Annotated in this window: 14 protein-coding genes and 1 pseudogene; 6 read left to right on the forward strand and 9 right to left on the reverse strand. The window is 61.9% G+C overall.

Features of this window, described 5'->3' with window-relative positions; genetic code table 11:
• Window positions 1-47: 47 nt before the first annotated feature.
• A pseudogene (locus GHK62_RS34600) lies at window positions 48-164 on the forward strand (IS30 family transposase); the annotation flags it as partial.
• A gap of 109 nt (window positions 165-273) precedes the next feature.
• Here GHK62_RS34600 and GHK62_RS27265 read toward each other — a convergent pair.
• The 9 genes from GHK62_RS27265 to GHK62_RS27305 form a co-directional block, all read right to left on the reverse strand.
• Window positions 274-651 carry a DUF3307 domain-containing protein gene (locus GHK62_RS27265; protein ID WP_153441677.1) on the reverse strand — a complete coding sequence of 126 codons (378 nt, stop codon included), beginning with the start codon at window positions 649-651 and terminating at the stop codon, window positions 274-276.
• Window positions 587-2509 carry an adenylate/guanylate cyclase domain-containing protein gene (locus GHK62_RS27270; RefSeq protein ID WP_153441678.1) on the reverse strand — a complete coding sequence of 641 codons (1923 nt, stop codon included), beginning with the start codon at window positions 2507-2509 and terminating at the stop codon, window positions 587-589. Before GHK62_RS27270 ends, GHK62_RS27265 begins: the two co-directional genes overlap by 65 nt.
• 2 nt (window positions 2510-2511) lie before the next feature.
• Complete coding sequence (locus GHK62_RS27275; protein WP_153441679.1) at window positions 2512-3822, reverse strand: NAD(P)/FAD-dependent oxidoreductase; 1311 nt, start codon at window positions 3820-3822, stop codon at window positions 2512-2514.
• Between the two features lie 3 nt (window positions 3823-3825).
• Window positions 3826-4299, reverse strand: a complete 474-nt coding sequence (locus GHK62_RS27280; RefSeq protein WP_153441680.1) for a DoxX family protein — start codon at window positions 4297-4299, stop codon at window positions 3826-3828.
• A complete protein-coding gene (locus GHK62_RS27285; RefSeq protein WP_153441681.1) occupies window positions 4296-5096 on the reverse strand; it encodes an HvfC/BufC family peptide modification chaperone in 801 nt (266 codons plus the stop codon). Before GHK62_RS27285 ends, GHK62_RS27280 begins: the two co-directional genes overlap by 4 nt.
• Window positions 5083-6114 (reverse strand): MNIO family bufferin maturase, encoded by a 1032-nt coding sequence (gene bufB, locus GHK62_RS27290; RefSeq protein ID WP_153441682.1) that lies wholly within the window; start codon window positions 6112-6114, stop codon window positions 5083-5085. Before bufB ends, GHK62_RS27285 begins: the two co-directional genes overlap by 14 nt.
• A 35-nt stretch (window positions 6115-6149) precedes the next feature.
• Window positions 6150-6419, reverse strand: coding sequence for a BufA1 family periplasmic bufferin-type metallophore (locus tag GHK62_RS27295; protein WP_153441683.1), 270 nt, complete (start codon window positions 6417-6419; stop codon window positions 6150-6152).
• Window positions 6420-6769: 350 nt separating this feature from the next.
• Complete coding sequence (locus tag GHK62_RS27300) at window positions 6770-7855, reverse strand: patatin-like phospholipase family protein (protein ID WP_153441684.1); 1086 nt, start codon at window positions 7853-7855, stop codon at window positions 6770-6772.
• Window positions 7856-7881: 26 nt separating this feature from the next.
• Window positions 7882-8712 carry a 3-hydroxybutyrate dehydrogenase gene (locus tag GHK62_RS27305; RefSeq protein WP_153441685.1) on the reverse strand — a complete coding sequence of 277 codons (831 nt, stop codon included), beginning with the start codon at window positions 8710-8712 and terminating at the stop codon, window positions 7882-7884.
• 175 nt (window positions 8713-8887) lie between these two features.
• Between GHK62_RS27305 and GHK62_RS27310 the strand changes: the two genes are divergently transcribed.
• From GHK62_RS27310 to GHK62_RS27330, 5 genes are all read left to right on the forward strand, one after another.
• Window positions 8888-9823: a LysR family transcriptional regulator gene (locus tag GHK62_RS27310; RefSeq protein WP_153441686.1), complete on the forward strand. Its 936-nt coding sequence runs from the start codon at window positions 8888-8890 to the stop codon at window positions 9821-9823.
• 112 nt (window positions 9824-9935) lie between these two features.
• Entirely contained in the window at window positions 9936-10430 is a 495-nt protein-coding gene (locus GHK62_RS27315) for a cupin domain-containing protein (RefSeq protein ID WP_153441687.1), read from the forward strand.
• Between the two features lie 83 nt (window positions 10431-10513).
• Window positions 10514-11773 carry an MFS transporter gene (locus GHK62_RS27320; RefSeq protein ID WP_153441688.1) on the forward strand — a complete coding sequence of 420 codons (1260 nt, stop codon included), beginning with the start codon at window positions 10514-10516 and terminating at the stop codon, window positions 11771-11773.
• A gap of 36 nt (window positions 11774-11809) precedes the next feature.
• Window positions 11810-12292: a DUF302 domain-containing protein gene (locus GHK62_RS27325; RefSeq protein ID WP_153441689.1), complete on the forward strand. Its 483-nt coding sequence runs from the start codon at window positions 11810-11812 to the stop codon at window positions 12290-12292.
• Between the two features lie 255 nt (window positions 12293-12547).
• On the forward strand, window positions 12548-13579 hold the full coding sequence (locus GHK62_RS27330; protein WP_153441690.1) for an IS110 family RNA-guided transposase: 1032 nt from the start codon (window positions 12548-12550) through the stop codon (window positions 13577-13579).
• Window positions 13580-13908: the final 329 nt, after the last annotated feature.

Below are 13908 nucleotides of genomic sequence, written 5' to 3' on the forward strand. Positions count from 1 at the left end.
AGGACCTCCTGATCGATCATCGAAGGCTAGGCCGGAATCTCTTCAACATCAGCCAGCAGCAGCTGATCGCTCTCGTCCATCATCTGAACGCGCTGCCGCGCAAGTGCCTGGGCTACCGCACGCCGGCCGAAGTCTTCATGGCGCATTTGCGCGAAAGTAGCTGATGCCCTACCCTTCACACGGCATTGTTGCACTTGGATTACATTCTCCAGAACGAGAGCAAGCCAGAGTTCTTCGCCGGATACGCATGTTTGGCGCCAGGGATGAAGGCACTTACACCAGCGCGGCCAGGATCAGCGCCGCATAGGTGAGCTGGTGCATCAATTGATCGGCGCCGTGCATGGCCCAGTAGGCCCGGGTCGTCGCATCGGCGCCGCTATGCCGCGACAGCAGTGCCTTGCCGTAGTCTATGAGATAGTGAGCCAGGAACTCCGCGAGCACGAGAATGGCGACACGCGTCATGCCGGCGCTGGCGAGCATCAGCGCCGGCACGGTTCCGAGCGCGTGCCCGCCCGCATGCACATAGCCGCCGATCATGCGGAAATTGCCCTTGCCGCGCAGGATCCAGGCTGGCTGCAGCACATAGTCAACGACAAAGTGCTTGAGTTGCAGGCAAGCGAGCATCGCCACCGTTGTAATCGCCATTTCCATCGCTTCCTCCCGCGGATCGAACTTTTGGCTGGTCAATCGTATGTACGCCAACGGGCCTGGCCTTGCCGCGGACCGTCGCAAGCCCGAGCGGTCTCGTCATCGGTTCTGCCCCGAGCTCGCGCATGGTCGCGTCGCTCAGCACGATTTCGACGCCGCGCTCCTTGGCCACGTTCACCAGTCGGCTCGCGAGATTGACCGCGTCGCCGATGGCCGTGTAGCTCAGCCGCTCGGCGGAACCGATATTGCCGATCAGGGCCGTGCCACTATTGATGCCGATGCGCACGCGGACCGCGTTCTCGCCTGCCGCGATCGGCGGGTCGTCATGCATTGCCGTCCGGATCGCGACAGCCGCGCGGCAGGCGCGGGCAGCATGATCCGGCTGCTTGCCCGGCGCGTTCCAGATCGCCATAACGGCATCCCCGATGAACTTGTCAACCGTGCCGCCCTCCGCATGGACAGCGGCGACCGCAATAGTCAGGAAGCGCGTCAGATGTGGCTCGACGCCGGGTCCGAGCCTCTCTGTCAGTTCCGTGAAACCGGGCAGGTCGGCGAACATGACCGTCACTTCGCAGAGCGCGCCGCCGGGCTTCGGCTCGATGCCGCCTTCGACGAGCGGTCGCACCACGTCGAGCGGCATATAGCGGGCGAAGGCTGAAAGCCCGACCGCCATCCGCTTCAATGCCTGGGAGAAATCGTTGAGCTCGGCGAGGAAGGTCGGGTGATGGCGGACGCTTTCCAGCGAAAAGCGCTCGACCGCACGCAATTGCGCTGCCAGCCGGGCGAGCGGGCGGGCGAAGAGAAAATTTGCAAAGCCGACCGCAGTCGCTGCGGCAAGGGCGGCCATAGCGAGCACGACTAAGGCTACGCGCCGGATATTCTTGTCAATGCCGCCTGCGAAGGTCGAGCGTGGCGTGGCGGCAACAAGGCGCCAATTCTCGAACGGCAGGCGCGACGACGACACGAAGACGGGCCCGAGCGAGGCGTTTGGCACTACCACGCGGAAGGCATCGACCTTATTGGCCGCGACAGCCTCGGCCGCGGCTGACGCCACCGCATCGGCAGCCGGAAAGTCGGAAAAATGCGCCGCCATCACGCCGTCGGAGGGTTGCGATGTCGCAAGGACACGCCCGCTGCTGTCAAGAACGAATGCCTTGCCGAGCGCCGGTAGTTCAAGCGCCTTTAACGCCTCGGAGAGACGCCGGAGGCTCACCGCCACCATCACGACGCCGATAAACTTCCCGAAGCTCACGACACGCTTCGACAGCACCATGGCGGGCTCGAAACCGTTCGGCAGCACATTGGTGACTGTCCAGACAGGCTCTCCGTTTTCCTTGCCCAATCGATACCAGGGGGCGCCGAGTACCACATAGGCGCTCTCCGCCTTGTTGCGCTCCTCGAAAAAGATGTCGCCCGGGATCGGTCGGTAGAGATCGCGCCGCAACGGACGGAGTTCGCCGGCTCTCGCGGCGCCGATTTCGACCATCTCGATCCGGCCGTCGGCGGTCGCATGCGATCCGAAAAAACGCCCATCCGGAAAGCCGAAGCCGATCCAGTCGATTGATGGCTGCTCGCGCAGCAACGAGAGGAACAGGAACTCGCGCTTGACCTCATCATCGGCGTTGATCGCACCCTGGAAGAAGATGGAGCGGACAATTTCGGCCGTGCTCGACACGAGCGACAACGTCCGGGACAGGTCGTTCCTGACGGACCCCGCCGTCTGGGCATCGAGACTCGCGACGATCTCCTCAATGCTCTCGCCGGCTGCGCGCTGCCAGATGAGATGGATAAGCGCGGCGGTGGAGAGCACCGATAGCATGACGAGAACGACGACGACGTGGGCGAGCTTCGGGCGATACATCGCTAGGCCTCATGGTGACCGGTAATCAGCCGCGCGGCGCGATCGTTGCGGGCATAGGCGACCGCCCAGTCGAGAAACACCACGAGGCGGTTGCGGAAGCCGACGAGGAACCAGAGGTGGGCGAAGTTCCAGACGAGCCATGCGGGATAGCCGGAGAGCCTGGTCTTGCCGAAATCCGCGACCGCTGCCTTGCGGCCGATGGTCGCGAGATTGCCGTAGTCACGGTAGCGGAAGGGCGCCGATTGCCGTCCCGCCATATCGCCGAGAATGGCGTAGGCTGCATAACGCCCCATCTGCTTGGCTGCCGGCGCTACGCCCGGTACAGGACGTCCGGCCGCATCGGTTACCGAGGCCGTGTCACCGATGACGAATATTTCGTCGTGTGCTGGTGGATTGAGGCGCTCGTCGACGATGACCCGTCCGGCGCGGTCGGCCGCCGCACCGATCCACTTGGCGGCGCGCGAAGCCATAACGCCCGCGGCCCAGAGAACGCAGGCGGAGCCGATTTCAGTTCCGTCGGCCAGCCGTACGCCGCTGTCGTCACAGCCGGCGACGGCATTGCCGAGCACCACCTCGACGCCAAGCTTTTCGAGTTGTCTCTGGGCCTTTCTCGAAAGGCAGGACGGCATCGCCGGCAGTATCCGCTCACCCGCCTCGACGAGCACGACCCGGGCGGAGGATGAATCGATGCGCCGGAAATCGTGAACGATCGTCCTTCGGGAGAGCTCGGCGATTGCGCCGCCGAGCTCGACTCCGGTCGGCCCACCGCCGACGACGACGAAGGTCAACAGCTTCTGACGCAAACGGGGATCATCGGTCACCTCCGCCCGTTCGAAGGCGGAGAGGATGCGAGCGCGGATCGCCGTCGCATCCGTGATTGTCTTCAGGCCGGGGGCGTGGTCCGCCCAGGTGTCGTTACCGAAATAAGTATGGCGGGCGCCGGTCGCGACGATCAGATAGTCATACGGGATGCGCTGGCCGCCGGTCACGACACATCGCGCGGCGGTATCGACCGCCTCGACCTTGTCCATCAGGACCGTGGCATTCGACTGCCGCGAAAGAATGCGGCGGATCGGCATGGCAATCTGCGCCGGCGAGAGCCCCGCGGTCGCTACTTGGTAGAGCAGAGGCTGGAACAGGTGATAGTTTCGCCGGTCGATGACGGTGACTTCGACCGGCGCGCTGCGAAGCGCCATCGCCGCGTTCAGACCGCCGAAGCCAGCACCGAGAATGACCACGCGCGGCCGGCGCTTCTCCTGGTCCTTGCCGGTCGCCCCCGGCAGGGAACCGCTTTGAGCAGGCGTTACCGACATCACTCAGCCTCCGGCACGGATGCGTCGGGCGACCACATGATCGACCGAAAACACGCCGGCGCCCCGCGAGAGGATGAGCAAGAGCAGGCTCGTCCACATCAGATGCTCGACCCAATGATCCGGGTAGACGAAGATCTGAATGGTGGCGACGACGCCGAGCAGCATCAGTGAGGCGAGCCGCGCGAGCAGTCCCAATCCGAGCATCGCCGCGCCACTGAGTTCCACTACCGTCGCCATAAGGGCGGCCAGCCCGGGATCGAGCAGCGGCAAGCGATATTCGAAGGCGAACAGCTGGAGCGTGACCGGCCACGAGGCAAGCTTCGTCTGGGCGGATTGCCAAAAAACCTCCGCGACGGCAACGCGGGACCCCAGTTGCACAATCGATAACGGCAGGGCCGCCGACCACTCCACGACCGCTTCGTGGAGCCTGTATATCGTTCTGGAAAAACTCATCGGTGTTGCGCGCATTGTAGTCATGACACTCTCTCCTGCTGGTTGGAAGACTCCTTCGCGCGATGGATGCCTGTGACGAGCTCGCTGACGAAAAGGCCTGTCACCGCTCGTGCGATATCGAACTCAGGCGAGTGGCGGCAGGCGCGGGCAACCGCAGCCTCGAGTCCCCTGCCCCGCCTCAACACGTACCAAAACGCAAACTCCGCGGCGTCGAGGCGCAGGAAGCGAACGGTGTCGCCATGTCTCCAGAGCGCGATGCGCTCCGGTTCGCGGTTGAGATTCGCGAGCCTGTCGGGATCGCCCGCCTGCTGATGCGCCGCCCATATGCTGAGGGCGGGCCAGCGGCAAAGAACAAGTCGCAGCGAAGGCTGCAAGAAGAGCGCGAAAGACCCACTCGAAAGCCCCTCATAGAGCTCGATCAGTGTACTTGGCCGCTCCAACGGCGCGTCGAGCGCTTCGGCGATCTTCCACTCGAGACGCGCGACCTCAGAGACGAAGGGCATATCGGCGGTTCCCTCGAAGTTCGCGAGAAATGGCGCAAATCCTGCGCCGTACCGGGAAAGGCGCGGCTCTTGTGGCGGGTTGCTCCGAATGAAGCGGCCGGCGGCATAACTGAAGTAGCGTTCATCGAGCAGCCGCACCGTCACGGGGAAGACGGCCTTCAAGGTCGTCGTGAGCGAGACCAGTGTATTGTTGCGGTAGATGTTGAGCCGCCTTGCGGGATCGAAACGGCCCCGTGCCAGGAGTGGCAGGATATCTGCCGGCCCGGTCGTCAGAACCGCACGCGCGACGACACTTTGCAGGGTTTCAATGGAAGACATGGCGGTCCCTCCTGCAATTATTCGATGCGCACGTGCCGCAAGCGGCTTTGACTGCCGCTGTTGCGGCGAGCGCCGGGAAAAGGATGCCAGTTGCGCCGTCGCGGCCGGGCAACCCTATGGTCTCGAAACGGCCGTCCGGTACAGTGACCGGCGGCTCCTCAAGGCGTTCGTCGAAGGCGATCCGGCGGGCGAGCATGTCGGCCCACATCGCTTCGCCCAATAAGACCTCGAGCGGCGGCACATCCGTGTCCCATTCGATGAGTGTCGGTCGCGGGCCGATCCTGCGGAGCGCGTGGGCATAGAGCGACCAGACTGCCGGCGGCACACGCGACCCATGGTCGTCGATGAGAATGACGTCGCCGTCGATTTCGTTGACCGCGTGGCCGGCAAGGTGGATCTCACCGATCGCGTCGGCAGGCAGAGCGTCGATGAAGGCCAATGCATCGAAATCGAGGTTGCTTGCGGAGACATGGACGTTATTGACGTCCAGCAGCAAGCCGCAACCGGTCCGGTTGACGAGCTCGATCAGGAATTCGGCCTCGGTCATGCTCGATTCAGCGAAGGCGAGATAGGCGGAGAGGTTTTCGATGAACACCTGGCGCTTGAGCGTGTCCTGCAGCCGATCAACGTTTGCGGAAACGATGGCAAGTGCCTCGTCGTCGTAACGGAGCGGAAGGAGGTCGTTGAGGTAGGCGCCGTCGGCGACACTCCAGGCAAGGTGTTCGGAGACGATCGCTGGCTGGAAGCGTTGGCAGACGACACGCAGCCGCTCCAGATGCGCTCGGTCGAGACCCGAGGCGCTGCCGAGCGACAGCCCGACGCCGTGCACCGAAAGCGGATAGACTTCGCGCAGCTTCTCAAGCGCATCCACGGCTGCTGATTGGCCCATGTAGTTTTCGGCATGGACTTCCAGCCAACCTGCAGCGGGCCTGCGGGAAAGCATCTCGGCAATGTGTATGGAACGGAGGCCGATGCCCGCAGCGCACGGCATCGGGTGGGTTGGAAACGTCTTGGGCATCGGTCTACTCCCTTTTTGCTTGCTGTCGCGGGCCGTCAGGCCTTCGGGGCGTCGCTGCCGCCGGCGATCTTTCCGCAGGTGCCGGCAGGCACATAGATCCAGGCATCGGCCTGGTCGTCCATCGTCGAGGTCCCCGCGCAGGAATGGGTTGCCGTCTGGCAGTCGTTCTGCCCCGCCTTGACGATGCCGTAGCACTTCTCGAACGAGTAGTCGGGCTGGGCGGCCGGTCCTGCCGAGGCCGTGGAAGCCGAGACGGAGGCGATCGCCGCAAGCGCGGAACTGATGAGCGTACGCGTGTAGATCATTGAACATCTCCTGGATCTGACGTTGTTCAGACCGCACATCGGCCTGATGCTGAGAAGCTTCGCAGACCGCTCGAGCTGTTTGAAATGCTGTTCAGGCATGGTTTCGATAGGCCGAACTATCCGTCGGCGATGGACGCACCCGAGACGAAAAAAAGCCCCCCGGTTGGGGGGCAAGACTGCCATCGGGAGGGAGATGGCAAAGAGAGCTTGCGCGCACTCCGTGGCGACGCGCTGGGATTGGTTCGGGCGTCGAACGCCCTAGATCACGATGATTTTGGGTCGAATCGACCCAAAATCATAAACGTGATCGATTCTAGAGCGGATGCGGGCGGAAATCGCTTCAGACCGCTCTAGAGATAACGCGTACTGATATCGACGCTCGAGCGCTTCCCTATTGCATCGTAGTTCGCCATCAGCCAGTCCTCCGCGCATTGTCGGCCGCGATCACGGAGGTCTACGAGGGCTCCCCACTCGGCATTAAGCTTGCTCGATACGCTGAGGTTTCTCATCGTCTCATCGTCGGAAATGCCGTGCACGAAGATGCGCTTGAGCCCGAGGGAATTACCCGCGTTGGAATCGATCAACTGCGTTACAAAGGCGATTGCACGCATCTCCCTGAGCAGCGACGAATTGAAGCTGATTTCGTTGATCCTGTTCAGGATTTCGGCGGCGGTCCGCGGCAACTCCGTTCGCTCCAGCGGATTGATATGCACCACCAGCACATCAGGAGTATCGCAGCCGTAGATCAGCGGGAAAATGGCGGGGTTTCCCATGTAGCCTCCGTCCCAATAGGCTTCTCCGTCGATCTCGACGGCTTGAAACAGGAACGGCAGACAAGCCGAAGCCATCACGGCGTCGATCGTGATCTCGTCATTGGAAAACACCTTGACCTTGCCGGAGCGCACGTTTGTCGCGCAGATGTTGAGCTTCACCGGACAACGGGACATGCGGATCGCGTCAAGGTCGATCGATTGCTCGAGGACCTGGCGCAACGGATTATAGTTCAGCGGATTGAACTGATAGGGCGAGAGCAGCCGCGTCACCATATCGAAAATGACAAAGGCCGGCGAAAACTCCAATGACTTCGATCCGGTTACGCGGTCCAGCAAGCTCGGCTGCAGCGGGCTGAAGGCTGCCGCGTGGCTGATGCGGCGCCAGAAATTGGCGAGCGCCTTCTGCGCGCCGCTGCGCCCGCCTTCCGCAAGCCCATAGGCCAAGACGGCGGCGTTCATCGCGCCGGCACTGGTGGCGACAATGCCTTCGAAGGAGAGGTGCGGCTCGTCTAGCAGCCGGTCGAGCACACCCCAGGTAAAGGCGCCGTGCGCACCGCCGCCCTGAAGCGCCAGGTTTATCGTTCGTGCCGTACGCACATCGGCCATGATAGGTCTTTCCTGATCGGCGGGCGCCGGCAGGTCCACTTTCGTGTGCTCGTTCATGGCTCTGCTCCTCTTCGCTGCGACAATCAATGGGCCGTCCATCCACCGTCGACGGGGATCGCCGTGCCGGTGATGGAGGCGGCAGCGTTGCTACACAGGAAGACGCTGAGCGCCCCCATCTCTTCGACCGTAGCAAACCGCTTGGTCGGCTGGTTCTTCAGGAACACATCGCGGATCACCGCATCGCGCGCGATGCCGTGCGATTTTGCCTGATCGTCGATCTGCTGTTCGACGAGCGGCGTCCAGACATAGCCCGGGCAGATCGCATTGGCCGTGATGCCGAATTCCGCGCCTTCGAGGGCCACCACCTTGGTGAGCCCGACGAGACCATGCTTGGCGGCCACGTAAGCCGACTTGTAGGGCGAGGCGACGAGACCATGAGCCGAGGCGACATTGATGACGCGTCCGTAACCGCGAGCGCGCATCGGCCCGTAGGTCGCCTGAACGAGGTGAAACGCAGCAGAAAGATTGATCCCAAGGATCGCGTCCCATTTCGCCGTCGGGAACTCGGAGATCGGGGCAACATGCTGTATGCCGGCATTGTTGACGACGATGTCGACCTGCCCGAAGCGGGCGCCGGCGCGCTCGACCATCATCCGGATCGCCTCCGGACTCGACATGTCGGCGCTATCATAGGCGACGTCGACGTCGTTTTCCTGCGCCATCTCGGCCCGTTGCCGTTCGATTTCGGCCGGATCGCCAAAGCCGTTGAGCATCACCGCCGCGCCCGCTTTGGCAAGCGCCTGGGCGACGCCGAGACCAATGCCGCTGGTGGAACCGGTGACGATGGCGCTGCGCCCCTCGAGCGCCCTGCGCCCGAAGATCGCCTCGATTTCAGCGTCGGTACTTTTGAACATGTCCGCGTCTCCTCATGTTTGGGCCGAAGGGCCTCTTCCGGAGCGAGAATGGCGCTGTATTCATTTCAACTGAAATGCCACTGTGCTATGAATTCGATAGGTGAATTGCATTGGTGAAAGCGGCATCTGCATTGGAGAGTCGCCGCCTGGACATGAAAACCTTGCGGGGGCGGGTATGGACATTCACCACGTTCGGTATTTCTTGGCCGTTTGCGAGACGCGAAATTTCACGCGTGCCGCCGAAAAATGCAACGTGACCCAGCCGGCATTGAGCCGTGCCGTCCAGCAACTCGAAGATGAAGTCGGCGGGCTCCTGTTTCGGCGGGAACGGAACCTGACCCACATCACGGATCTCGGAAACCTGCTGAGACCGCGGTTCCAGTCGATTCTCGACGAGCTCTCGGGCGTCAGGCAGGAAGCGTCACGCTTTCTCTGTCTGGAAGATGCGCATGTGAAGGTCGGCATCATGTGCACGATCGGACCGCGTCGGTTTACCGGCCTCCTGACCGACTTCAACATGCGCCACCGCGGCGTTCAGCTTCAGCTCGTCGAAGGTGTGCCGTCCAAGCTTTCAGAACTGCTTGGGGAAGGAGAGATAGATGTGGCCATCATGGCGAGCAGCGAGCGGTTCCCCGAACGCTTCGACGTGACCGCGCTGTTTCGTGAAAGGTTCATGCTCGCCTTTCCTCCGGGTCACCGTCTCTGTCAATACGATGCGATTCCCATTACCGCCATCGATGGCGAGATCTATCTCAGGCGCGTGAACTGCGAATACTGGGATTATCTCACGGAGTTGTGCGAGTCCTCTGGCGTGAGGACCCAGATCTCCTACTCCAGCGAGCGGGAGGACTGGATACAAAACATGGTGGCCGGCGGGCTCGGCATCTGCTTCATTCCCGAATACAGTGCCGTCATTCCAGGCTTGCAGGTGCGGCCCGTGGTCGAGCCGGAGGTCACGCGGGAGGTTTGCCTCGTGACTGTCGCAGGCCGGCGGTTCTCGCCGGCCGTCGCCACCTTCGTCGGGGCAGTCAAATCCTATGGCTGGGCGGCACCGCATTCCGGCATTGACATGCGCCGATCAGCCGCCGACGCCTCAGCCCTCCCGCAATAGCTCTGAGCTATGGAATTCAAAAGCAGGCGGCATTTCTTTGTCGGCCGAATGTCCCGCAATCTCCTTGTGCCGCCGGAATATCTCCGGCCGGACCGACCAAGGAGAACCGGACATGATTCAGAAATCCATCGCAGGCCGTCTGTCGTTGGCCGCCGTTGCGGCGCTCGGACTCTTCGCAAGCACACTCGCGGCGCCATTGGCCATGGCCGGGGAATGCCCCAAGGACCAGATCGCAGCAAATGCCATGGCGCCCGGCGCCACGACGCCTGAAGGCGTGACCGACGAAGTCCTCGCGTCCATCGATCTTTCCTCGAAGGGAAGCGCGTGGGAAGGGAATGCGCTGCGGCTGCGCAAGCTGGTCGTCCAGCCGGGCGGCATCGTGCCGTGGCATTCGCACGACGCGCGTCCCGCCAACATTCTGGTCGTGGAAGGCACGATCACGGAATATCGCAGCAGTTGCAAAGTCCCGATCGAACACAAGGCGGGTGAAGTCACTGCCGAATTCGGCGATCTTGCCCATTGGTGGAAGAACAACGGCGCGAAGCCGGCCGTGCTCTATTCGGCAGATATCCTGCCGCCGATGGCCAGCGACGCCGACACCATGTGATCTCACGGCACGCCGAATATCAACCCAACCCGGACGTTTCCCGCCATCGGGCCGGAAACGTCCCCGCTTCAGGAGGACAGGCGATGGCGAATCCCGACCGCGCCACGGTGCCGGTATCCGTCTCCGTTCTGGCAAATCCGATAGCCGACCGCTGGCACTTCGGCATCATTGCGCTCATAGCATTCCTGACGCTCGTCGATCTCTTCGCCACCCAGGCAATCCTGCCGTCCCTGCAGGCGCAGTTCGACGTCAGCCGCGCGACGATGGGCTTCGCAGTCAATGCCAGCACCTTCGGCATGGCGGCCGCCAGCCTTGCCGTCGGTATTTTTGGGCGCAACCTGGACCGGCGGAACGGCATCTGGATCAGTCTCGCACTGCTTGCCGTACCGACTGTGTTGCTCTCAACAACCCGAGACATCGCGATCTTCGCTGGCCTGCGTGTGGCGCAGGGCCTGTGCATGGCGACCGCCTTCACCCTCACCATGGCCTACCTTGCGGAGCATTCTCCGGCTGAGCGGGCAACGGGCGCGCTTGCGGCCTACGTCACCGGCAATGTCGCCAGCAACCTCTTCGGCCGCATTCTCTCGGCTGCGGTTGCCGATCTCGGCGGACTGTCGATCAACTTCCAAACCTTCGCGCTTCTCAACCTGGCGGGCGCGGCCCTCGTCTGGACCACATTGAAGAGAACGGCGCACATGATGCCGGACCGGCGAATGCGGAGCAACGGGAGCTGGCGCTTGGTGCTCGGCAATCGGCGGCTGCAAAGCGTGCTCGCCATCGGTTTCCTGATCCTCTTCGTGTTCATAGGGACTTACACCTATGTCAACTTCCAGCTCGTCGAGCTCGGGCTTTCGCCGATGCAACTCGGCCTCGTCTATTTCGTTTTCCTGCCATCGCTGTTCACGACGCCGCTCGGCGGATTGATTTCGCGTCGCTTGGGTGACGGAGCCGGCATTGTGCTCACGCTCTTCCTCGCCGTTCTCGGGCTCATCGCCCTGTTCAGCAACAGCCTCGCCGTGGTCCTTGTAGGCCTTGCCATGGTCGCCGTCGGCACGTTTCTCGCGCAGGCGCTTGCAACCAGTCAGGTCGGCCGCATCGCCGAGAGTGAGAAGGCAACAGCAAGCGGCACCTATCTCGCTTCCTATTACACGGGCGGGCTCTTCGGGAGCCTGGTGGTCGGGCAGATCTACGATCGGTTCGGATGGAGCATTTCAGTCCTGACGCTCGTCGCAACGCTTGTGCTCGCCATGCTTTTTGCCGTCCCGTTGCGGGCCATGTGGTCCAGTTATCGAAACAGACAAGAGACGGCATTACCAAATCGCAGCAGACAGCCGCATTCTTGAAGGAGCCCGTTGGGGGCCAGAGAGAGGAGCTTTACAATGATGCAGATCAGCAATGCAGTAGGGTTGGCCGCCCTGATCGCCACCACGATCACGGCATCGGCTCAAGTTTCGACGACAGAGGCCGCAGACAGGGACGGCATAGTCACGGTCAAGAGCCGCTATTCGGTCAGCGAGACGGTGAACCGCATCAGGCGCAGCGTCGAGGAAAAAGGGATCACCCTCTTCGGCGTCATCGACCAGGCCAAGCTCGGCAACGCCGCAGGCAACGAGGTGCGTCCGTCGCGCCTGGTGATGTTCGGCAATCCGGCGCTTGGCACGACCTTTATTACCGCCAATCCGCTCGCCGGACTTGACTGGCCAGTTCGGGTCCTCGTGTATCAGGCGAAGGACGGATCCGTCTACGCCGCCTACACCGATTTTGACTGGATCGCAAAACGCCATCGAATTTCGAGTCGGGGCCGCGAGTTCGCCATGGCGTCGCAGGTGGTCGAAGCTGTCACAGCAATCGTTAAGGAATAGATGCGGCCAGAGCGCTCGTCCTCGTCTCCTTCTCCAGGAGCCGGCGAGCGCTTCTGCACGTCTCCATCGACGGGCGTGAAGGCACTCGATGAGAGGGCCTCGGCCATTGGGAGCTCGCCTTGAACATGGGGTAATCGCGGGCGGTTCACCCCGTAACCCTTCTCTCGGCAATAGCTGGCATGGGTGGTTGCCCCCGGTAAGATGGAAATACGGGCTCACGATTGGAACCGGGCCCAACATCAAATGGAGGCAACCATGGACCAATATATTGGGCTTGATGTTTCGTTGAAAGATACTGCGATCTCAATCCGGCAGGATGGGAAACGGGTCTGGCGAGGGAAATGTCCTTCTGATCCAAAGGCTCTGGCTCAGATGATTTCCAAGCATGCCCCGCAAGCAAAACGAGTTGTATTCGAGACCGGCCCATTATCGACGTGGTTCTATCATGCGCTGACAGCCGAAGGGCTTCCCGCGATTTGTATAGAAGCTCGGCACGCGCAAAAGGTGCTGAATGAGACGCTCAACAAGACTGACGCCAATGATGCGGATGGCTTGGCGCAGTTGGCCGAAGCCGGCTTTTACAAGGCAGTTCGAGTAAAGGCTTTCGATAGCATGCTAACACGCACACTGGTGGCGGCGCGCAATCAGCTTTTGAGCATCTCCAAGCAGCTCAGCAACCAGATACGCGGCCTGATGAAGACGTTCGGTCTCATCGTGCCCAAGGGGGCGGGCCGGGTATTTGATGCCAATGTGAGGGGACTGCTGGATGGAAATGCTGGACTGGAGCTAGTTGTATTGCCCCTGCTCGAGGCGTGGCGCGACATACGCAGGCATGCCGCCAATCTTGATCATCAGGTGCTCGGAGCGGCGAGGGAGAGCCAGGCTACAAAGCTTCTGATGACGATTCCGGGTGTTGGCGCTGTCACGGCCGTCTCCTACATTGCAGCGATCGAGGATCCTGTAAACTTCCGGACGTCGCGCTCTGTCGGCGCCTGGCTCGGGCTGACGACGCGGCGCTATCAGTCGGGCGAGATCGACTATGATGGCCATATCTCGCGACGAGGTGACGGTCAGCTGCGGGGATTACTTTACGAGGCGGCGACCGTCCTCCTCACGAGAACCAGTCGCCGCGCCGAATGCAGTCTCAAAACATGGGGGCTGAAGCTGCGTGAGCGCTTGGGCTTCAGGCGTGCAGCGGTTGCCGTTGCGCGAAAGCTTGCCGTCATCATGCACAGCATGCTTAAAACCGGCGAAGTGTTCAACGCATTGGCTGGCGATCCCGCATAAGCGAAAAAGCTGGCCTCCTTGCCTCAGTGGCTCAGGAGACACTGGGAGTCCCTGCTGTGGACGTGGGTCGGGTCATTCCGTCGTATCCGTCGTAGCTCGATCGAGACTGCGCCTTGAACATAGGAAGACCCACCCTGCGAAAACCCATCATGCGGCGACCGCGTGTCGACCGCGGAGACAACCCTGCTCCCGGCAGTGGACGAGTTTGCAAAAAAAAGGATGCAAGCTCCCCACAATCAAGAAAAGATGTCGCGCTGCATGCTCCGCAACACGGCAACAAAGTAGGGTGTTCGAAATTCGCTTGACCCCGAGCATGCGATTAGACAACG

It is taken from the genome of Sinorhizobium terangae (assembly GCF_009601505.1).
Classification (GTDB): Bacteria; Pseudomonadota; Alphaproteobacteria; order Rhizobiales; family Rhizobiaceae; genus Sinorhizobium; species Sinorhizobium terangae.